General features: G+C 36.7%; 23 protein-coding genes. 15 read left to right on the forward strand and 8 right to left on the reverse strand.

Annotation, left to right across the window (positions count from 1 at the left end):
* Positions 1-29: 29 nt before the first annotated feature.
* Positions 30-1,118, forward strand: coding sequence for a Cdc6/Cdc18 family protein (locus fad_RS00005; RefSeq protein ID WP_081143129.1), 1,089 nt, complete (start codon positions 30-32; stop codon positions 1,116-1,118).
* On the opposite strand, the gene fad_RS00010 is transcribed toward fad_RS00005, so the two are convergent.
* The 4 genes from fad_RS00010 to fad_RS00025 form a co-directional block, all read right to left on the reverse strand.
* The gene (locus fad_RS00010) at positions 1,083-2,996 is read right to left on the reverse strand and encodes a type B DNA-directed DNA polymerase (protein WP_196795600.1); all 1,914 of its coding nucleotides are present in this window, start codon (positions 2,994-2,996) and stop codon (positions 1,083-1,085) included. The two genes, fad_RS00005 and fad_RS00010, sit on opposite strands and share 36 nt — an antisense overlap.
* On the reverse strand, positions 2,965-3,201 hold the full coding sequence (locus tag fad_RS09365) for a hypothetical protein (protein ID WP_196795601.1): 237 nt from the start codon (positions 3,199-3,201) through the stop codon (positions 2,965-2,967). Before fad_RS09365 ends, fad_RS00010 begins: the two co-directional genes overlap by 32 nt.
* Before the next feature lies 1 nt (position 3,202).
* Positions 3,203-3,553, reverse strand: a complete 351-nt coding sequence (locus fad_RS00020) for a hypothetical protein (RefSeq protein WP_081141230.1) — start codon at positions 3,551-3,553, stop codon at positions 3,203-3,205.
* A 73-nt stretch (positions 3,554-3,626) separates the two neighbouring features.
* Positions 3,627-4,082, reverse strand: coding sequence for a peptidylprolyl isomerase (locus fad_RS00025; RefSeq protein ID WP_009887017.1), 456 nt, complete (start codon positions 4,080-4,082; stop codon positions 3,627-3,629).
* Between the two features lie 241 nt (positions 4,083-4,323).
* Here fad_RS00025 and fad_RS00030 point away from each other — a divergent pair, with 241 nt between their 5' ends.
* From fad_RS00030 to fad_RS00045, 4 genes are all read left to right on the forward strand, one after another.
* The gene (locus fad_RS00030) at positions 4,324-5,736 is read left to right on the forward strand and encodes an MFS transporter (protein ID WP_081141232.1); all 1,413 of its coding nucleotides are present in this window, start codon (positions 4,324-4,326) and stop codon (positions 5,734-5,736) included.
* A 45-nt stretch (positions 5,737-5,781) separates the two neighbouring features.
* Entirely contained in the window at positions 5,782-6,792 is a 1,011-nt protein-coding gene (locus fad_RS00035) for a zinc-binding dehydrogenase (RefSeq protein WP_081141233.1), read from the forward strand.
* A 76-nt stretch (positions 6,793-6,868) separates the two neighbouring features.
* A complete protein-coding gene (locus fad_RS00040; protein WP_081141235.1) occupies positions 6,869-7,732 on the forward strand; it encodes a ribose-phosphate diphosphokinase in 864 nt (287 codons plus the stop codon).
* Complete coding sequence (locus fad_RS00045; protein WP_081141236.1) at positions 7,729-8,301, forward strand: endonuclease dU; 573 nt, start codon at positions 7,729-7,731, stop codon at positions 8,299-8,301. The genes fad_RS00040 and fad_RS00045 overlap by 4 nt, the downstream gene beginning before the upstream one ends.
* Before the next feature lie 146 nt (positions 8,302-8,447).
* Here the strand turns inward: fad_RS00045 and fad_RS00050 are convergent, their stop codons facing one another.
* A complete protein-coding gene (locus fad_RS00050; protein WP_081141238.1) occupies positions 8,448-9,275 on the reverse strand; it encodes an SMP-30/gluconolactonase/LRE family protein in 828 nt (275 codons plus the stop codon).
* Between the two features lie 164 nt (positions 9,276-9,439).
* Here fad_RS00050 and fad_RS00055 point away from each other — a divergent pair, with 164 nt between their 5' ends.
* From fad_RS00055 to fad_RS00065, 3 genes are all read left to right on the forward strand, one after another.
* A complete protein-coding gene (locus tag fad_RS00055) occupies positions 9,440-9,757 on the forward strand; it encodes a Rieske (2Fe-2S) protein (RefSeq protein WP_009887023.1) in 318 nt (105 codons plus the stop codon).
* Positions 9,757-11,430 carry an FAD-binding protein gene (locus fad_RS00060; RefSeq protein WP_009887024.1) on the forward strand — a complete coding sequence of 558 codons (1,674 nt, stop codon included), beginning with the start codon at positions 9,757-9,759 and terminating at the stop codon, positions 11,428-11,430. The genes fad_RS00055 and fad_RS00060 overlap by 1 nt, the downstream gene beginning before the upstream one ends.
* A 347-nt stretch (positions 11,431-11,777) precedes the next feature.
* Positions 11,778-12,359 (forward strand): hypothetical protein, encoded by a 582-nt coding sequence (locus fad_RS00065; protein WP_009887025.1) that lies wholly within the window; start codon positions 11,778-11,780, stop codon positions 12,357-12,359.
* A 2-nt stretch (positions 12,360-12,361) separates the two neighbouring features.
* Here the strand turns inward: fad_RS00065 and fad_RS00070 are convergent, their stop codons facing one another.
* Positions 12,362-12,835 carry an NOB1 family endonuclease gene (locus tag fad_RS00070; RefSeq protein WP_009887026.1) on the reverse strand — a complete coding sequence of 158 codons (474 nt, stop codon included), beginning with the start codon at positions 12,833-12,835 and terminating at the stop codon, positions 12,362-12,364.
* 122 nt (positions 12,836-12,957) lie between these two features.
* On the opposite strand from fad_RS00070, the gene fad_RS00075 reads away from it, so the two are divergent.
* Positions 12,958-13,707: a sulfite exporter TauE/SafE family protein gene (locus fad_RS00075; RefSeq protein ID WP_009887027.1), complete on the forward strand. Its 750-nt coding sequence runs from the start codon at positions 12,958-12,960 to the stop codon at positions 13,705-13,707.
* Here the strand turns inward: fad_RS00075 and fad_RS00080 are convergent.
* Entirely contained in the window at positions 13,702-14,475 is a 774-nt protein-coding gene (locus fad_RS00080; RefSeq protein ID WP_009887028.1) for a HesA/MoeB/ThiF family protein, read from the reverse strand. The two genes, fad_RS00075 and fad_RS00080, sit on opposite strands and share 6 nt — an antisense overlap.
* Positions 14,476-14,619: 144 nt before the next feature.
* Between fad_RS00080 and fad_RS00085 the strand changes: the two genes are divergently transcribed.
* Both fad_RS00085 and map read left to right on the forward strand, forming a co-directional pair.
* Complete coding sequence (locus fad_RS00085) at positions 14,620-15,150, forward strand: DUF6789 family protein (RefSeq protein ID WP_009887029.1); 531 nt, start codon at positions 14,620-14,622, stop codon at positions 15,148-15,150.
* Positions 15,151-15,202: 52 nt separating this feature from the next.
* Entirely contained in the window at positions 15,203-16,078 is an 876-nt protein-coding gene (gene map, locus fad_RS00090; protein ID WP_009887030.1) for a type II methionyl aminopeptidase, read from the forward strand.
* Here map and tmk read toward each other — a convergent pair whose 3' ends face one another.
* Complete coding sequence (tmk, locus tag fad_RS00095) at positions 16,079-16,699, reverse strand: dTMP kinase (protein ID WP_081141240.1); 621 nt, start codon at positions 16,697-16,699, stop codon at positions 16,079-16,081. It lies immediately after the preceding gene.
* Between the two features lie 96 nt (positions 16,700-16,795).
* On the opposite strand from tmk, the gene fad_RS00100 reads away from it, so the two are divergent.
* The 4 genes from fad_RS00100 (at position 16,796) to fad_RS00115 (ending at position 19,435) form a co-directional block, all read left to right on the forward strand.
* The gene (locus fad_RS00100) at positions 16,796-17,374 is read left to right on the forward strand and encodes a CBS domain-containing protein (protein ID WP_009887032.1); all 579 of its coding nucleotides are present in this window, start codon (positions 16,796-16,798) and stop codon (positions 17,372-17,374) included.
* Positions 17,367-17,924 carry a CDP-2,3-bis-(O-geranylgeranyl)-sn-glycerol synthase gene (locus fad_RS00105; protein WP_081141241.1) on the forward strand — a complete coding sequence of 186 codons (558 nt, stop codon included), beginning with the start codon at positions 17,367-17,369 and terminating at the stop codon, positions 17,922-17,924. The genes fad_RS00100 and fad_RS00105 overlap by 8 nt, the downstream gene beginning before the upstream one ends.
* On the forward strand, positions 17,918-18,268 hold the full coding sequence (gene pth2 / locus fad_RS00110; RefSeq protein WP_009887034.1) for a peptidyl-tRNA hydrolase Pth2: 351 nt from the start codon (positions 17,918-17,920) through the stop codon (positions 18,266-18,268). Before fad_RS00105 ends, pth2 begins: the two co-directional genes overlap by 7 nt.
* 108 nt (positions 18,269-18,376) lie before the next feature.
* Positions 18,377-19,435 (forward strand): DUF763 domain-containing protein, encoded by a 1,059-nt coding sequence (locus tag fad_RS00115; protein WP_081141243.1) that lies wholly within the window; start codon positions 18,377-18,379, stop codon positions 19,433-19,435.
* The last annotated feature ends 201 nt before the right edge of the window (positions 19,436-19,636 follow it).

Consider the following 19,636-nt stretch of genomic DNA (forward strand, 5'->3'; position numbering starts at 1 on the left):
TTTATTACCGGAATGGGACTTCATATAAAATGATAGTCGCAAATCCAGCACCGCTTGACACTTCTTATGTTCCGGAAAAATTATTTTTTAGAGATGATAAGATAGCAGCTATCAGATCTGCAGTCCTGGCGCCAGCAGGAAATGGCATATCAAATAATATAATAATTCACGGGGACTCAGGCACAGGCAAAACTTCAACAGTAAAATTCCTTATGAGGGAGAATAAATCTATAATTTATGAAAATGCATTATCATTCAGGAATGTAAAAAATCTGCTTGAACATGTTATTTCGAGGCTTGGAAAGCCAGTCTCCTATCACGGTCTTTCATATTCTGAAATCTTTTCTATGCTCAATTCTATAATATCATTCCGTGGCGACATAGTTCTTGTAATAGATGAAGCTACCGGCTTTTTAAAGGGCGATACCGCAGGATTGTACAATCTGTTCAGGGCATCTGAAATCTACGGGGCCGGATTAAGTACTATACTTATTTCCATAGAAAGCCCATTCATGTATATGGAAAGAAAATACGGGACAATTGTGGAACTCAAATTCAATAAATATAGCAGCGATGAGATCCAACGGATTATAACAGATCGGGCATCTATGGCACTGGAGCCCGGAACATGCACAGATTCTATACTTGGATACATATCAGAAATTTCAGGGAAGTTCGGGAGTGCACGGTTTGCCATAGAACTCCTGCAAAAAGCTGCATATATGGCAGAATACCGCCTTTCAAAAACAATTGAGAACGATGATGTCCGGTCAGCTGTTTCACTCATAAATCCATATATAACGGAAAGCAAACTTTCACTGCTAGATAGAAGGGAACTTGTAATACTCCTTGCAATATGCATTCTGCTTCCCGATACACTTTATGTGGACGTACCATCAATAGAAAAAGAGGTTCAATTGCAGGGAGAAGAATATGGCATTCAATACAAAAAAACCGAAATATACCGGGTAATACGCAAACTTGAAAGCCTTGACATTATTTCATCATCCCTGAAGAGCAGCGGAAACCGGTCAAGTGTATCAAAGCTGGTATCTATAAACGATGTACCTGTTTCTATACTTTCAATAAAGATCAGGGATCTTATTAGCAGACTCTGAAATAATAAAATCAAATGGCTTAAACGATCTCTTCAAAAGATTTTCATAATATTTCCTGTCGAAAAATTCGGAGTGGCTTTTTATAATGTTATGTTTTTTATCAACTACGATTCCGGAAATAACCATACCAGGATATATCATTTTTTCCCTGCCAAGGCTTTTCATCAGATAATACGTACTATTTCTGGTTTTATAATCATCAATGTGCCTGTTTATACCGAATTCTATCCTGAAATCTTCAATAGGGAAGTTTTCAAGTTTCATATACCTGTTTTTCAGGTCATCCAGCTTTTCTTTTTTTAATGGTAATTCATCAAAACTGCAGTTTAACGCATCAAGTGCCTGCTCCTGGAACTTCCTGACCAGTGGTGGTGAATCCCTTCTCCTGAGTTCTATGCCTCTTACCTTAAACGTTCCATCTTTCCTTAATCCTATATATCTGTTTGCGGAACCTATGCCATTGGCCTGGGGCATAAAAGCAATCCATCTATAATTTGAATCCAGAACTATAGGTATGCCTGTTTTATCATATATCTCTTTAAGTGTTTTATCTATATCACCGTTTCCTGATAGCCAGAGTGAATCAACAACACCATGTAAAACGGTGAAACCATTTTCTTCTGAAATTCTCATGGAATCTGCTATTATTTTTCTCCCTATGCCTGTTATTTTTTCATGCACATCTATCCTTCCAAATTTTGCATTTTTATAACCGGTATACCCGAAGGAATTGAGAAGGAGGATTTTCAATGCCTTATTTCTGCTTGCATAGATATCCGACCTGCCGTTGACATATTTATACAGTAGCCTCCTGTCCAGCAATCCTCTGAGGAACTGTGATAAATAGGCAGTATTTCCTCCAGAAATGCTCTCCGGTGATATGCCATATTCAACTATTATTCCAGGATACATGGATGAAAAATCAATTTCATATACATCCGAATAAATTCCCGGCTCCGGATTAAAAACTATTCCACCTGCGTCTGCACTGAATAATTCAGCAGGATTTTTTGCAATCTCATAATCATCTTTTCTAAATGGCACAAGTATTTTTCTTTTTAATGCTTCTTTTTCCTCAATAGAAGAAACAACGGTGCCAGGAGTTATACTGGAAACTATTTCAACAGGAAGGGATGAAACCCTTGATAGCTCAAACAGCCCTGAGATTCCAGATTCCCTGTATACAAAGGAATCATAATCTATGCATATTCTATCCCTTATTTTTACAGCCCCGGGCATATACGAATGCCTGCCATAGGATTCAAAGGTTCTTTCCCTGTAAAATCTGGCATTAATATAATATCCATGTTTTTTCATCTGGTCAAGCAAAATGCTGAATTCATTTTGATAGTTTCTATATATTATAATGATGTTTTCCTCTATAGCCCTTTTTGTTTCTTCATAGATATTGCTGGAATATATATTGCCATTTATGGCAACATATTTTATCCTGCCACGTGTGGATACAGGTTCTATTACTGCTGCAGGCAAACTTATATCCTCCTCATATGGGTTTTCCAGGCTATAGAATTCCATTCCCCTGCTTACCATAAACCGTAAAATATTATTTATGTCAGCATTATAAATTTTCAACCGGGAACCAAATGATTCCTCTATCCTGGATCCCATATCACTTGATTTAGATGGGCTAAGATATATCTGTATTCCATTTTGCAATCCATAAATATCGTTCATTGTAGTATAACGGTAGATATAATTTGTCGCGTCCAGGCTCTTCTCAAGCATGGTTAAATAGTATGGTTCGCCTGAAACAAATATCCATGTCCTGTTATTGAAGTATTTTTTAATGATCTTTCCGTTCCGGTATATCCACAGTTCTATTACATCAGAACCAGTGGCGTTTATTATCTTCTCCATATCCATCCAGCTTTTTATATAATTCCAGAATAATAGCAGCAAAAAACTGGTTAAAATTTGAAATCTCATTTGAATGTTTCTCTGCCATGGATATAATAACTTTCAGAATTTCAATATCTTCTTTTTTCATATATGTGCGCATGGATAAAATTTCTTCTTCCATAGATTTCACATATTCCCTTGACGACTGTGTGTTCCTTCCCATTTTACCATCCCATAAATTCTTCATTCACTGTTTTTGAACCCACAATATCAAATATTACCGCACTGCCATTATATACTGATTGTTCCATCACATAATTTATCTCACCAATAACAGAAAGGCCCCATGAATCAAGCACAAACGATGAGATCAATATAAGGTATTTTTCAATGCCGCTCTCTATAACTATTCTATTCAGCTGATATGGAGTCATAATTCTCTGGATTTTTACATTAAAATTTAAAATATTCTTTTCAAGCATAATTCCATCAGATATCAATAGTTTTGTGGGCATGTAATGTGTTATTTCCCGTAAAATATCAAAACTTCCGCTTCTAATGCTGAACTCTCCCATAAAAATTAAAATAGCAATTTTAAGAAATAGTTTCTGCAATGGTTAAAAAAATGAGAAAATGAGATGTATAATTTTATTTTATAAATGCTTTTTTTATTACAATTTTTTCAAGGGGCTTATCGTTCCTGTCTCTCTTTGCCTTGCTTATTTTATCTGCAACATCGAGACCCTTTACAACTTTGCCGAATACGGGGTGCATTTTATCAAGATAGTTGTTATTCACCACATTTATAAAGAACTGGGATCCGCCAGTATTAGGCCCGGCATTTGCCATTGCTATGGTTCCCCTATCATTTCTATTGTTTTTTGTAAATTCATCTTTTATTTTGTATCCAGGGCCACCCATTCCTGTTCCTGTCGGGTCTCCACCCTGTATCATGAAATCGGGTATAACCCTGTGAAATATTGTGTTATTGTAGAATCCCTGCTCAACAAGCTTTCTGAAATTGCCCGCTGTAACAGGCATATCTTTCTCAAACAATTCTATTTCTATATCTCCCATGCTGGTTTCAAGTACTGCTGTTGCCATATCATCGGATAATATCTACAATTATATACTTTTCCAGATAACACAGTCTGTAAATATTAATTTCCAATAGCTAAATATTATAATAGATTAAATATAACACAGAGAAAAAATTAAAAAATTACCATACTTATTATTATATTACAGAATTATTTTTTAATAATATGCTTAATTATTCTTCATTATATTAAAGAATATGTAAAAAAATAAGTTATCTTTAAATATAATGACGTAATATAATTTTATGGTCGAAAATGATGCTTATTCTGTACTTGATAATGCAAAAGTAGGAAAGTTCCAGAGAAGGCTGGCTGTAACGGCCGCACTTGGCCCATTTACAGACGCTTTCAATGAATTTGGTGCATCAATATCGCTTATAGCTGTTGGGATACTTTTCCACCTGCCTCCAGTACTGGTTGCAGCAGCAACAGCAGCTTACTGGGTAGGTGTGGCGGCGGGTGCAATATTAGGCGGTATAGCATCAGATGCAATAGGAAGAAAGCAGATATTTTTATACGATACAATAGGCATGGCTGTGTTTGCAGTTATCAGTGCCATCGCCACTGGATATATCTCATATTTCCTGGCACGGCTTGCACTGGGTATATTCATAGGGATGGATTATGCAGCCGCAGTCCCACTGCTTTCAGAATATTCTCCATCAAAGAAAAGAGGCGGGCTCCTTTCCACTGAAAAACTGTTTTTTATGTTCGGCACAATTGCCACAGTTGTCATAGGCATGGCTTTCACATATTATGTGGGCGTGCTTCTGGCATGGAGATATGATTTCCTGATAGCAGCAATACCGGCAATAATACTATTCGGATTAAGGTTTGATATGCCCGCATCGCTCAGATGGGCAAAAGCTTCCGGAAGAAAAGATCTGATACCAAAAATATTAAAGAAACTCCACAAGGAAGGGATAGATATAGATCCTGAAACAGTAAAAGTGGATAAACCCCAGTCTATAAAGGAAAACATACACGAATTCTTTAACTCAAAGAATAAAAAAACAGTTGCATACATATTCTGGATTGGCGCAGCATATGCATTGACAGTAAACCTTGTAAGTGTGTATGCCAGCACTGTTCTGGAAAACCTTGGAGCAACATCATTTTTTGCAGAGGAAGGAACATTGATAATTGATATAGTGGGGACATTTGGCGTTATACTGACACTGATTGTTGTTGACAGGATAGGAAGGAGGCTTATGGGGCTCTTCGGCTTTGTCCTTGGTGCCATACCACTTACCGTCCTTATAGTGGCAGATGTATACCACGCAATGACAATACCGCTTGTAATATCCATGTTCGGGCTATTCTTCTTCATAAACGTTGGCCTGGTCGGCACACTTCAATACCTCCCGGCCGCAGAAGTTTCAACTACAAAATCCAGGGGACTTGCTGTAGGTTGGGAGAAACTTTTTGAGTTCGGACTCGCATTACCGGCGCTCACATTGTACGCATATATAGGGCTGTTCTACTCCTTCATATACGATGCTATAATGGTAATAATTGGCGGTATAGTTCTTTATTTCCTGTCATTTGAAACAAAAAACCGGTCTCTGGAGAGAAATGCAATGGAAGCAGAGAAAAAGCATACAAAATCCAGGGAGGGCAAATCAAAGACAGTACAGGAAACAAAACGTATTGATTGAATGGAACATTAACAATTTTTAAATATTTATTTAATATTTTAATTGATGCAAGCTGGATTTCTTAATAAATTAAATTCTGAAATAATTTTAGAAGATTATGAGCCACCGGAACCGAGGGATAATGAGGTAACAATAGAACAGAAATATACCGGGGTATGTTTCAGGGATATACTCACACAGCAGGGATTCTTTCCCAGGGTTTCACTTCCAGTAATACCCGGCCATGAAATAGGGGGCATTATAATAAAAAAAGGCAAAAATATCACAAATTTCAATATAGGAGATAGGGTTTCAAGCCTTATCTACGTGCCATGTGGAAAATGTGAATTCTGTTTATCAGGAAATGAAAATCTATGCCCTAATAAAGTTGCGTATGGCGAGGGAAGAAATGGCGGTTATTCCAGATATGTAAACGCAGATGAGAGGTCTCTGGTTAAAGTTCCCCCTGAAGTTCCGGAGGAAACAGTCCCTATTGCAGCATGTGTCATAGCAATGCTTTATCATGCGATAGGGAGGGTAGGAAAAATAAAAAAGGGTGATTATGTTTTAATCACCGGTGCAGGCGGTGGCGTTGGTGTACATGCAGTGCAGATGGTAAAGGCACTTGGAGGCCATCCCATAGCCGAAACCGGATCTAAATGGAAAGAAGAGGAATTGTATAAACTCGGTGCGGAATATGTTGTATCCCCGGAAAGGGAATATAATAAGGACGTTAAGGAAATTACAGGCCAGGGGGCAGATATTGTACTTGAAGATGTGGGAATTGCAACATTTTCGAAAAGCCTGAGAAGCCTTAAAACAGGGGGCAGGCTGGTAGTTATAGGGAATTTGAAGCCAGAGCCTGTTGAACTACCTCTCGGGCTTATTATCCTCAAGGGCAATAGCATAAAAGGGAGCATAAGTTCCACAAGAGAGGATTTGAAAAAAGCCCTGGAACTGTCAAAATCGCAGATATCTCCTGTAATAGGCAATAAAATAGAACTTCAGGATATAAATAATGGTTATGCAAACATGCTTGATAGGAAAGTACTGGGCAGGCTGCTGATAAAATTTTAGCATCATTTGTTCCATGTTAAAATTTAATTTAACAAAAACCTTTTTTAAAAGTTAATAATGGAGTATAGATAATAAAATGTATATTGTGCCCTCATCTACCGCTTATAATGTATCCAGGAAACTGGCAAGTATTTTTTCATGCAACGTTTCCGGGGTTGTCAGGAAAAGATTTCCGGACAATGAAATGTATTTGAAGATTATTGACGATGTTAAAGGAGAGGATGTACTTCTTGTGGGAAACACAAGGAGTGATCAGGATATAATTGAATACCTCCTGCTTCTGGATGCTATAAAGGAGGAAGAGCCGAAAAGTATAACTGCAGTGGTGCCGTTTTTCGGGTATGCAAGGCAGCATATGAGATATAATAACGGTGAACCGGTGTCTTCAAAGGTTTTTACACAGGCAATAAATCAGTATGCTGACAGGATTATAACTGTTGAACTTCACGATGAGCAGACACTGAATTATTCTAAAGTTCCATTTACCGATATTAAAATTATAAATCCAATATATAAATATTTTATGGATAAAAACATAGATTTTGTTATATCCCCTGACGATGGCGGATATGAACGCGTTAAACTGATGGGTTCAAAACTGGGCATTCCTGCATATTATATTGATAAAAAAAGGATTGATTCAACCACGGTAAAAATGACCCTTCCGGAAGAAGACTATAAAGATAAGAACATTCTTATTCTGGATGATATAATTTCAACAGGGGGCACAATAATCAAAGCCTCCAGGATGTTAAAGGACAAAGGTGTCAGAAACATATACGCCTGCGCAATACATGGTGTATTTGCAAATAACAGCAATGAGAAAATAGAGAGATATGTAAATGAACTCACTGTAACAGATACCATAGAAACAAAATATAGCAATATAACAATTTCAGGGGAAATCGCAGAATCCCTGAAAGACAAGATAAGCATATGAAAAGTGGTCTCAGGGTTCTCGGGCTAGATGATGGCCCGTTTAACCGGAATTCCGATACAAAAACTGTTATGGTAGGAGTTTTAATGAGGTTAAACTCCTATGTTGAGGGAATCTCAACAGGAACTATAAAGGTTGATGGCATGGATTCCACGGAAACTATAATGTCTATGCTAAATGGGAGATTCAGCAAAGATATAGATTTTATAATGTCAAATGGGATAACATTTGGCGGTTTCAATATTATGGATATCAGGATGATAAACCGGTTAACAGGAATCCCCATAATCTCAATAACAAGAAAAAAACCGGATATGGATTCTATGTTTTCCGCACTTAAATTGCATTTTTCAGATTATATGCAAAGAATAGAACTTTTAAAAAACAGTTCAATAAATAAAATTGAGTACTCTGGAAAGGCACTGTATGTAAACTGTTGCGGGATATCTGTGAATGATGCCCTTTATCTTATAAAGAAAACCACTATAATGGGTAATATACCTGAACCTGTGAGAATGGCGCATCTCATAGCAACAGCTATTGTAAGTGGAGAAAGCTATGGAAAAACATAAAACATCTGAAAAATAAAAAATTTAATTTATTTGCTGCTAGAAATACAACCAGTATGCACTTTACGTTATCCACAGTTTCCCACATTAATCATTAATATCCTAATTCATAGCATAACATTTAAGATCAAAATAAATGGCAATATGAATCAGGTGAATTTATATTTCTCTGACGGAATCCCGGAAATTTCATTTTTAATTTTATAAAGATTTCCACCATCTCCATTTTCATCTATAGCTGTTGTAATATAGAGCGTTTTTAAATCATCCCCTCCAAACACGCAGGAATCAACATTTTTTGCACTCACATAAATTTTTTTTATAACCTTTCCATTGCTGTCAAAAGCTATTACGGACGAACCACCATGGAAGGCTACGTATAAATTGCCCATTGAATCTATTGTCATTCCATCCGGTACACCAGGAAATACTGAAACATCTATACTTTCCATTTCATCAAGAATAGCCGAATTTCTATTATCATAATTGAAAACTCTTATTTTTCTTGTTGGGGAGTCTATATAATACATAATTTTTTTATCGTAATTCCATATTGTTCCATTTGATATGGTGATCCTGTCAAGTACTTTACTCTCTTTACTGTCAAATCTATATAGTGCACCAAGTGGGTCTTTTTCATTCATATCCATAGTCCCGGCGAAAAGAACTCCATTCATATCGCATTTGCCATCATTTAATCTAATATTCTCATCTAATTTCATCTTGAAAATAGTTTCAACTTTTCCACTCTTTAAAATTAAATGTTTTATAGATTCCTTTGTGGCAAAAATCAGCCCATCATCGCATGGGACTATGAAAGGTATAATACTGTCAGTATGCAGCTGAGTTATATTCTCACCGTAAGAGTATATTTTTCCGTTTAATATATCAACATAATATAGCAACCCATCTCTCCATATTGGGGATTCCCCCAGTTTTAACTGTGGCGACTCATGTATTAATTTAGCTTTTAACATGTAAACATTATTACATTAATGCTATATATTCTTAGCAGATAATTTTTATCCCGGTAATTATTATTCACGATCAGGTGGCAAGGAAGCCCACGTGCTCTAGCCACGGGTAGTTGACCTGCAATATCCCAGAAAAGTTATAATACCTATAATCATTCATAAATATTATGTGGGAAACTCTGTTTAAAATGGATAAAATTGAGGACAATGCCTTGAAGGATATTACAGTAAAAGGGGTTCCTTTGCTTGTATCAAGGATAGATGGGAAAATATATGTCACAGATCTGTACTGCACACACGAGCAAACCTCCCTTTCTGAAGGATTCATAGAAGGTTGCAGTGTTGTATGTTCCGCCCATTTTGCTTCGTTTAACCTGAAAGATGGGAAGGTTATTTCAGGGCCTGAAGGTGAGACCGGAACAATTAAAGATTTGAAGTCATACAATACAAAGATAGAGAATGGGATGATAATGGCGGATATATAATGAAAATCATAGTTCTGGTTAAACAGGTACCTGATGTCAATGCAATACGATTTGACGAAAAGACTAAAAGGATAATAAGGGCAGGGGTAAAATTATCATTTAACTCCTATGATAAAAAGGCAGTTGAAGCAGCAGTAAGGCTGTCAGAAAAATATAAATGTGAAACATACGTTGTTTCTATGGGCCCCGGGGATGCCAGAGATGTACTGAACGATTCAATGAAAATGGGAATTAACCATGCTATACTGTTAAACGATCCAAATTTTGCAGGTTCAGATACCTATGTAACATCCAGGATTCTATCCTCATTAATAATGCACATTAGCCCGGACATAGTTTTATCCGGCAAATCTTCACTGGATGGCGAAACATCCCAGGTTCCTCCGGAAACAGCAGAGATGGCAGGATACAACTTTGTTTCAAACGTATCATCAATAGAAATAGCCGAAAATAGGGTAATAGTGGCCAGGGATGAAGATAATGGCATAAGGAAACTGGAAGTTTCATTTCCGGTATTCCTCTCAGTCAGCGAGAAAATTAACAGGGCAAGGCAAATAGACCCATCTGCAAAGGTTGAAAATATTGATATATATGACTCCAGATTTACCGCATGGAAGGGAAGTGATTCGCCCACAAGTGTGGTTGATACATTTTCAATGGCCAATACAAGGAATAATAAATTTATTACTTTTCAGGAATTTCTGGGAATACTTAACTCCTCGGGAGAAGTAAAACAGGATCCAGACTATAAGATTCTGGATGACCCGGCAACAGAGGAAATTTTTCTGGGGTTAGCAGTGGACGATCCAGGGACATCCCTTGAAATTTCTTCTAAAATAGCAGAGATTGGAGGCCATAGAATAGTTGTAATAGGGAATATAAACCCATCCAGGCTGAATGGCATGGCATGCCACAAATACATATATCTTGATAACTCAGACTATGTTTCATTTTCTGAATATGTTGCGGAATTTATAAGGAAAAATAAAGTGCGCCACGTTCTCGCACCCTCAAATCTTAACGGAAGGGACATATCATCACACATAGCTGCATCTATTGGCCTTGGCCTCACTGCAGATTGTGTGGATATAAAATTTGAATCAGGAAAAATGGTCCAGTATAAACCCTCTTTTGGAGGTGGCATAATAGCAGTCATTAAATCAAAAACTGAACCTGATATGGCAACTGTGAGAAAAGGCATGTTTCCTATTAAATTCAGGAGCAAATCATATGATGTGCAGACCGTAAATCTGGAAAAAAATGAAAATTTCCACGAAATTGATAACACACCCATTGACAGCAATCTACATCCCCTTGATACCCCTGTGATATTTGGAATCGGCACAGGCGTGCATGCTGAAGATATCCCGCACATTCTGGAAATAGCGGAAAAAATAAACGCTTCTGTTGGTGCAACAAGAAGGGTGGTAGATATGGGAAGAATTCCCAGGCAATTCCAGATTGGCCTTACCGGAATGTCAATATCACCTTCCTTATATGTTGCTCTGGGCATATCGGGATCTGATAACCATATAGTTGGCATCCGATACGCAGGCAAGGTAATGGCTGTTAACAACAATCCTGATGCAGATATATTTAAACATTCAGATTTTGGCATGATTATGGATACGCATGAATTTATTGAAAACCTCTATACGTTTGTTAATAAATAATAGGGGAACTTTTAGATTCTTACAGATAATTTATTTTTCAATACGTCTGTCATTTTGATCAGAAATACTTACCGATGATATAACGGTAAAGAAGCAATAAAAAACTCTTATGTAATCATCATTTCGCAAATTTGTCCGGTTGTTTTCGAGCTCGGTCCTCATATAATCAAATGGCTATGCACCTTTCTGATTGTACATTAAATAAATATTTTCTGGATTGCCAGCAATATTTAGCATCATTGTAACTATGGAAACATGGGAATAATAAAGAGTAGAATGTATGTTCCCTGTAAATTTGTGGAGTTGAGGTTTAGAAATAATAATTTACTACCCCGGTATTAACTATAATGGATATGCATAATGTCACCATAAATTTTCCAAAAAATATAGTTCTTGAAAATGGGGAAAGTATACATATTGAAAGGGATAAAATTACTGACGAGTCATTGTTTTCAATGCTATTTCCGGAGAAATCTACCGATCGTATTGCAATAAATCTCATAAAAAATGGATTCCACGACGCAACTCCGAGTTTTTTCAAAGGCGAGAAATACAGTATGGCTAAAGAAATAGCGTTTCCATGGGAACTGCACATCAGGCTCTTTAATTATGGTAAGCAATATGGAAAAATGTTTGCGCACGTTGAAATATCAAGAAAATACTTTGAACATCTTTTTATAATACAACCCTCCGTGTTTGAGCCCTTTGAATTTTATAAGAGTATATACCGTGAATTCAACGTTATGTATGAACCATCCGGAAAAAAAGTTAAAGAATTCAAGAATTATTATAAAGTTAAGCTCATACCACCGGAAAATCTTATAGAGTGGATGCCACTTGTTTTAAATTTATATAGCAATTTCTCCCAGTACAAGGAAAAAATCAGGGAAATTATTGATGTAATAGATTTTGAATTGCACCGTAAATAAATCTATTTTTTTGAATAGCGCTTCACATCATGCCCGCATATGGGGCATGTTTTAATATATTCATCATATATTTTATGGCAGCCGGTACACCTGTATTTCCATATTATGCCCTTTTTTATGCCAGATATCCCGCCTCCTGAATAGGCAATCCCACAATATTTTGCAACATTCTGTATGGCATAATCGTCTGTGATTATTATCCCATTTAATTCAATTGCAAGTGCGAGCACATCAATATCAGTGGCACTTAGCGCATTGTAATCCCCGGTACTTAAAGCTGCTTCACGGGCTTTTGCAATATACTCCTTTCCAGGGCTGCGTGTCGTTATATTCGCTACTTCAAGGATCTTTTCAAGTGACCCTTTTTTTATTTCATTGATAACAGACTCAGGGTAAACATAACCATCCTCTGAAATATTGAGATTCCCAGATAACATTGCTGAGGTATCTATAATATATTTTTTCTTCCCTTCCACATGGCAAAATATTATTATTAGTAATAAATCTACCTTAAACAATACATAAATGATTTTCCATTTTTAATAGCATATTTTAACTTCTGTGTAATTTCGATCCCATGTTACTGGTATACATTATTATGCTCATTATAGGAATAGCCGTTGGCGCCCTGACAGGAATTACCGGTAGCAGTGGCGTGCTTGTTGTTGTTCCTGTCCTTTCATATATGGGAATCAATTTTAAAACATCTGTAGGTACAAGCCTGCTGGTAGACGTGGTAACTACAACAATTGTGATATATGTATATCTCAGGAAAAAAACCCTTAATCCCGGAATAGGTATAGTACTTGGAATCGGTGCAATAATTGGTGCACAGCTTGGCTCCCTTATTGCAGGAATATTGCCTGTGCTTCCACTGGAAATCATTTTTACTGCCATGGCAGCATATATGAGCTATTATGTGATTAAAAAATCGTACAACATCGATAGCCATGGGGTCAGAAAGATGGAATTAAGCCGTAATTTAGCGTTGATAATCGGTTTTGCCCTGAGCATCCCGGTTGGCATTCTCACAGGGGTTATAGGAACCAGTGGTGGAATTATGTTTGTTTTAATTATCATGGTATTTTTCTCAATGAAGGCACAGAATATGGTAGGTACCGCAACACTTGCAATGTTTCTGTCCGCAGCAAGTGGTTCTATAGGTTATTATGACATAGGGCATATTGACTTCCTGGCAGCAATACTTATAGGTGTTGTGGCACTGGTTTCCGGCTATTATTTCTCAATATTTGCACATAAAATTAAGCAGAAATATATATACCGGTTTATAGGCGTTGTCTTCATAATTGTGGTCATAAGTGAAATTGTGAAGATTGTTGTCCTATAGAAGAATTGATTTTCCTATGCCCGAATATTCTTTACCGAGGTACTTATAATCCTTATCATGGCAACACCTGCATTTACTGTTTCTCTCAACATTTATTTTATTAATTTCAAAATTGAAGGCATCTATAAAATAAATGCTGCCATCTATTCCATAATCCAGTAAAATTTTCACGGCAAGGTTGACACCATATGATGCGATTAGGGCCGGCACAGTATTCAATACACCGGTTACTTCACATGATGGCAATTCAGCAGGTTCACTGTTAAAGCAGGCATAGCATGACGTTTTTCCCGGTATTATAGCTTTAAATTCACCATACATTTCTATAGCGGATGTAAACACCCATGGTATTCCGTATTTGTCACAGGCATCATTTATTATAAATCTGGTGGTCATATTGTCTGTTCCATCAAAAACCAGGTCTGCTGAATTTACCATATAAGCCAGAGAGGAATCAAAAGCACTATTATGGAACTCAACCTCCACATCAGGATTAATTTTCTGCAATTTTTTTGCTGCTGTTTCCGCTTTGTACTCTTTCAAATCATCCATATCATAAAGTATCTGCCTGTGAAGGTTTGTAATCTCTATCCTGTCCCTGTCCACAAGTATTAACTTCTTAACTCCTAATCGTGAAAACATCTCTGCCGCAGCACTCCCGGTGCCACCAAGGCCAATTATGAGAATAGTTTTTTCGAGAAGCTTTTTCTGGTTAGCTTCTCCAATTTGCTTTAAAACAATTTGCCGCGAATACCTTTTCATGTCCATTGGTACTTATTATAACAATAACTTAAATATTTTCAGGTTCAATAAATCGATGCCACTCATAGTTTATAATATTAATCTATAATTAATATATGTGTTCTATAATATATAGAGCAAAATTTAAATATGTAACTATTATAGTCTAATATGGGAAAGGCAGGTTTGGGGGCAAAGGCCGGCGTTGTTGCAGGCCTTGTATATGGTATTTTAGATGGCATATTTGCATATGTAGTGCTGGTAATATTTAAAACGGACGTAATGAAAGTTATGTCTACCTTAGCAGCAAAGGAAACTTCACTGGGCATAAAAGTCACAGGTGCACAACTATATTCTACAGACCTTACACTTGCACCTGTAGAGGGTATAGTAGGAGGCCTTATTATCGGTATCATCCTTGGCATAATATTTGCTTATACACATAATAAAATACCGGGCAAGAATATGATTATAAAAGGTGAGATTTTTGGTCTTATTTTATGGATTATATTTGATGTGCTTATCGGCGCAGTAGATATCAGTACATACGGACTTACATATTATATTGCATCCATTGCATTTGATATTATTCCTCTGGTGGTATTTGGATTTATCCTGGGCACACTATATAATAAATGGGAAGTTAAAGATACACCGGTGACAGATGAGGAATTTAATAAAATGAATTCAGGAAATCTTTAATATTTTCCTAAGATAACTTAATGCCGGATAAAGAAATAAATGTAAGATATTTATGGATGCCGATGTAAAAAATAAATATATTCTCGCCGGCAAAATAGGCAGAGATGCACTGGAATACGCTCAAACACTCATAGAGCCAGGCGCATTATTCTATGATGTTGCAGAAAAAGCAGAGCAATTTATCCGGGATAAGGGTGCTGTACCATCATTTCCGGTCAATTTATCCATTAACAATGAAGCCGCACATTATACACCATATGAGGGGGACAAAAAGAAATTCAAGACCGGTGACCTTGTTAAAGTCGACCTCGGAGCTATGGTAGATGGCTATATGTCGGATAACGCCGCTACTATTGAAGTTGGAAACACCGGGAATTACAGCGATCTGATAGATGCAACAAGGGATGCCTTAAACTCCGCCATAAAAATACTGCGCCCACTTATTAATATATATAGAATCGGAGAAGAAATAGGGAATGTCATAACATCCCGTGGATTCAACCCCATAAAAAACCTCGGTGGACATGGAATTAACCGCTATGATCTGCACTCTGAAATTTTTATACCAAATTATGATGATGGGAACGATGAAACAATAAAAACGGACAAGGTTATTGCAATTGAACCATTTGCCAGCACAGGCATAGGAATGATACATAGCGGGCAGATGGGGAATATTTACATTATTGACAAGCCGGGAGTAAGGGACAGGGATGAGATTTTATATAAAAATTTCAATACGGCTCCATTCGCCGAAAGATGGGTTTCCAGGCTGATGAAAAATGATCAGGAGTACATAAGGAAGAAAATGTCAACAAAATATGTTTCAGGATTCCCTGTATTGAAAGAACACAGCAAGTCGATGATAGCCCAGTCAGAACATACTATAATGGTACTGGGAGACGAAATAATTGTTACAACAAAATAATTATTTTTCAATAGTTTTATTTATTATATTTTCGGCCTTATAAAGGACATCTTCCATTGAACTGTTTGCATCTATTTTTTCAATTTTTATCTGTTTTTGAGTAAACATTTTCATGTTACCCAGGAAGTATTCATAGTAATCCTGTATCGCTTTCAACCCTTCCCTCTCCTCCAGAATTGATAATTGCTTTCCCCTGAAATTCAAATTTTTCCTGCTATTCCTTATTCTTTCCAGGGCAACATCCAGATTGGCATCAAGATAAATTATCATATCTGGCAATTTTAGCATTTTTGATACTTCCATCATCCAGAGTACCGTTTCCTTCCTATCCCCAAAAAGTCCCTCAATCATGGGCCCTTCATAGGCAATGGACGATGCAAGATACCTGTCGCATATAACATTTTTATATCCATTTATTTCTTCCTGGTGCTCCAGCCTGTCATATGTGAACAGGAAAAAATTATAAAATGAATTGGAAGGGGTACTGAGGGTTTTCAGGTTTGCCAGCTGGAATTTATCAGTCGGCTCCCTGGTGAAGTGAATGTTATTAAATATTTTCCTGAGTGAATTTACAAGTGTTGTTTTTCCTGACCCGTCAATGCCTTCTATAGTGATAAACATTAAATGGTTATAATTAACGGTTATAAATTATTATTTATGTACCATGTCCATGGAAATTTAAAATAATTATTAATAGTAATTAATTATAACATATAAATGCTTCCTAGTATTGAAGAATTAAGAAAAATGCGAAAATCACTGGGTATAAGCCAGAAAGAACTGGCCCGTATCAGTGGGGTCAGCCAATCTTATATCGCAAGGCTGGAGAAGGGTGAAATCAATCCTGCATACGATAAGGTAAGAAAAATTTTTGAGTATCTCAACAATTCTGGAAACCGTGCCAAGGATATAGACATAAAGGCTGAACTTATAATGACAAAAGACGTTGACACATGCGAGATGAACGATTCCATAATATCAGCACTTAACAGGATGAGAGAAAAAGGATATTCACAGCTTCCTGTCGTAACATCGGATAAGAGGATTATAGGAACTATTACAGAATCCAATATTAATGACATGTTAATAAAAGGGACAAGCATAGAATCGCTGAAACATCTCATAATAAAGAAAGTTATGGGCAGTGTTCTACCGCAACTTGACAAGAATAGCCCTATATCCATGATATACCCCCTTTTAAAATACTCCAATGCAGTTTTAATAGTTGATGGGACAGAACTTAAAGGAATAATAACCAAAGCAGATGTGCTTAAAGCGGTTGAAACATATGGGTAATATAGTACTTTTTACATTATATGCAATAATTCTATTTGCTCCTGCGTTCATAGCCAATCCCGGTGCTGTAATAACCGGCGGGCACTGGGTAATAGACCGGGGAAAAACATACAAAGGCAAACGTATACTCGGAGATGGGAAATCATGGTCCGGATTTATAGGAGGATCTCTTATAGGAATATTATCAGGAATAATAATTTACTATATTGTTATAGTGCTGAGAATTCCATATCCTGATTACGGAAAAAACATTATAGACGCTATACTTGTCCTCATACCAATGAGTTTTGGCTCACTTCTGGGGGATATGTCCGGGTCCTTCATAAAGAGAAGAATAGGGATGAAGCGTGGAGCCCGCGGCTCAATACTGGACCAGTGGCCATTTGTTATAGTATCTTTCCTGCTGGTATTCATATTTGCAAGGGGATTCTTTATGCAGCTCTATGGAGACCTTATACCTGTTGCTGTAATATTGATTATAACGCCGCCAATACACAGGGGCGTAAATATACTGGCATACAAATTTAAAATGAAGGATGTTCCATGGTAAAAATGGTGATTGCTGTAAGAAAAGACCTCGCAATGGGGAAAGGGAAGATAGCTGCCCAGGTGGCACACGCAGCGGTAGCATGCACACTTATATCTATGAAAAAGAATAAAAAAACTTTTAATGAGTGGTATGAAACCGGACAGAAGAAAGTAGTTGTAAAGGTAGATAACCTGCAGGAAATTTATAAAATCAAGGAAGAGTGCAAAATTCTTGGAGTTATAAGTGAAACAATAACCGATGCAGGATTTACGCAGATTATCCCCGGCACAGTAACATGCATAGGCTTAGGCCCTGATGAAGACGACCTTCTCGATCAGATTACAGGGAGTTATGGATTGCTTTAGCCATGCATTCTGTTCATGCAATTTCAAATACCATGCTAAATTTCTCAGTTATATAAAATAATCTCAGGAAATAAAAAACTAAATACATTTTATGCTTGATGCTATATTATGCAAAATCATGGTTCTTCAATAATGCCATTGCATTACGGGCATCCCCCGGAATACCTCTATAAAAGAATGGTAAAACTTGGTGGGATTATTTCAGATCTTATGATTCAGAATTACAGTGAAAACTTCTTCCTGGAAAAAATTGCAGATCCGTTCTGGTTCCATTCATTATCATTAGCTATTGGATTTGACTGGAATTCCAGCGGAACAACAACTGCCACACTGAGTGCATTAAAAGACCATATCAATAGGGGTGACAGCTTAAGAATTATCGGAGGAAAAGGGAAGCACATGGGAAATATAGGGCAGGAGATCGCCATGATAGAATCTGAAGGAAATATTGAGGATAAATATCTCTACCGGATAAAGAAGGATGCGAAATCAATAGCAAAGGTGGATGAAAAGCTGCTCCAGGACGGATTTAACCTTTATATGCAATTTATTCTGATGGATTATAAAGGAAATTATACAATAGTCAACCAGGGCATGAATACTGTTTCAAGCCTTGCCAGGCGGTACCACTGGAAAAATAATGATATTTCTTTATATGATGATAAAAGGAATGGCATTTCCGGCTACGAAGAAAATATTGCACTTGACCTTTCAACCAGAAAAAGTGAAAAAAATAGGGAAGGAATAATAAATATAATACAGGACAACCCTATAAAATACAGCAAACAACGTTCACTGGACAATTTTATGGAATCGGCCCCTGTTCTTGACCTGAATTATAAGATCAACTGGCAGAAAATGAAAGAACTTTATGAGTATAATCCCGGCAAGTTCGATGAATTGATGGACATGCCTGGAATTTCAAAATCAACAATAAGGGCACTTTCATATCTTGCTGAAATTGTTTATGGGGATAAGCCATCATTTGCAGACCCGGTTAAATATTCTTTTTGCCTTGGTGGGAAGGACGGCGTTCCAAAGCCGGTAAATGTAAACGATTATGATGAAGCTATAAAATTTTATAAGGAAATACTGAATGGAAACAGCAACTATGCAGAAATATCAAAACGCCTGGCCAGAATGAGTTATAGAATTTCCAGCAGATAGAAAATCAATTTTCTTTCTGGGTGTTATTTATATAATATATTATAAATATTATTATAAACATTGTTGAAACTAAATGATCCTGTCCATAATTTGGGGTAAATATAGGCCAACACTCTCAATGAAGTTAATAATTAAATGGAAGGGAATATTTTCCCTTTTGAAATTTATTTAAATAGTAAATAATATATCGCCCCGTAAATA

This window comes from Ferroplasma acidiphilum, from assembly GCF_002078355.1.
Classification (GTDB): domain Archaea; phylum Thermoplasmatota; class Thermoplasmata; order Thermoplasmatales; family Thermoplasmataceae; genus Ferroplasma; species Ferroplasma acidiphilum.

Excerpts from the sequence above, each read along its gene's own strand:
- fad_RS00080 (WP_009887028.1), bottom strand. The coding sequence starts at position 14,475 with ATGGACATGAAAAGGTATTCGCGGCAAATTGTTTTAAAGCAAATTGGA.
- fad_RS00010 (WP_196795600.1), bottom strand. The coding sequence starts at position 2,996 with ATGGAGAAGATAATAAACGCCACTGGTTCTGATGTAATAGAACTGTGG.
- pth2 (WP_009887034.1), top strand. The coding sequence starts at position 17,918 with ATGGTAAAAATGGTGATTGCTGTAAGAAAAGACCTCGCAATGGGGAAA.
- fad_RS00040 (WP_081141235.1), top strand. The coding sequence starts at position 6,869 with ATGTATATTGTGCCCTCATCTACCGCTTATAATGTATCCAGGAAACTG.
- fad_RS00050 (WP_081141238.1), bottom strand. The coding sequence starts at position 9,275 with ATGTTAAAAGCTAAATTAATACATGAGTCGCCACAGTTAAAACTGGGG.
- fad_RS00055 (WP_009887023.1), top strand. The coding sequence starts at position 9,440 with ATGTGGGAAACTCTGTTTAAAATGGATAAAATTGAGGACAATGCCTTG.
- fad_RS00045 (WP_081141236.1), top strand. The coding sequence starts at position 7,729 with ATGAAAAGTGGTCTCAGGGTTCTCGGGCTAGATGATGGCCCGTTTAAC.
- fad_RS00100 (WP_009887032.1), top strand. The coding sequence starts at position 16,796 with ATGCTTCCTAGTATTGAAGAATTAAGAAAAATGCGAAAATCACTGGGT.
- map (WP_009887030.1), top strand. The coding sequence starts at position 15,203 with ATGGATGCCGATGTAAAAAATAAATATATTCTCGCCGGCAAAATAGGC.
- fad_RS00065 (WP_009887025.1), top strand. The coding sequence starts at position 11,778 with ATGGATATGCATAATGTCACCATAAATTTTCCAAAAAATATAGTTCTT.
- fad_RS00105 (WP_081141241.1), top strand. The coding sequence starts at position 17,367 with ATGGGTAATATAGTACTTTTTACATTATATGCAATAATTCTATTTGCT.
- tmk (WP_081141240.1), bottom strand. The coding sequence starts at position 16,699 with ATGTTTATCACTATAGAAGGCATTGACGGGTCAGGAAAAACAACACTT.
- fad_RS00005 (WP_081143129.1), top strand. The coding sequence starts at position 30 with ATGATAGTCGCAAATCCAGCACCGCTTGACACTTCTTATGTTCCGGAA.
- fad_RS00035 (WP_081141233.1), top strand. The coding sequence starts at position 5,782 with ATGCAAGCTGGATTTCTTAATAAATTAAATTCTGAAATAATTTTAGAA.
- fad_RS00030 (WP_081141232.1), top strand. The coding sequence starts at position 4,324 with ATGGTCGAAAATGATGCTTATTCTGTACTTGATAATGCAAAAGTAGGA.
- fad_RS00115 (WP_081141243.1), top strand. The coding sequence starts at position 18,377 with ATGCAAAATCATGGTTCTTCAATAATGCCATTGCATTACGGGCATCCC.
- fad_RS00025 (WP_009887017.1), bottom strand. The coding sequence starts at position 4,082 with ATGGCAACAGCAGTACTTGAAACCAGCATGGGAGATATAGAAATAGAA.
- fad_RS09365 (WP_196795601.1), bottom strand. The coding sequence starts at position 3,201 with ATGGGAAGGAACACACAGTCGTCAAGGGAATATGTGAAATCTATGGAA.
- fad_RS00085 (WP_009887029.1), top strand. The coding sequence starts at position 14,620 with ATGGGAAAGGCAGGTTTGGGGGCAAAGGCCGGCGTTGTTGCAGGCCTT.
- fad_RS00020 (WP_081141230.1), bottom strand. The coding sequence starts at position 3,553 with ATGGGAGAGTTCAGCATTAGAAGCGGAAGTTTTGATATTTTACGGGAA.
- fad_RS00060 (WP_009887024.1), top strand. The coding sequence starts at position 9,757 with ATGAAAATCATAGTTCTGGTTAAACAGGTACCTGATGTCAATGCAATA.
- fad_RS00075 (WP_009887027.1), top strand. The coding sequence starts at position 12,958 with ATGCTCATTATAGGAATAGCCGTTGGCGCCCTGACAGGAATTACCGGT.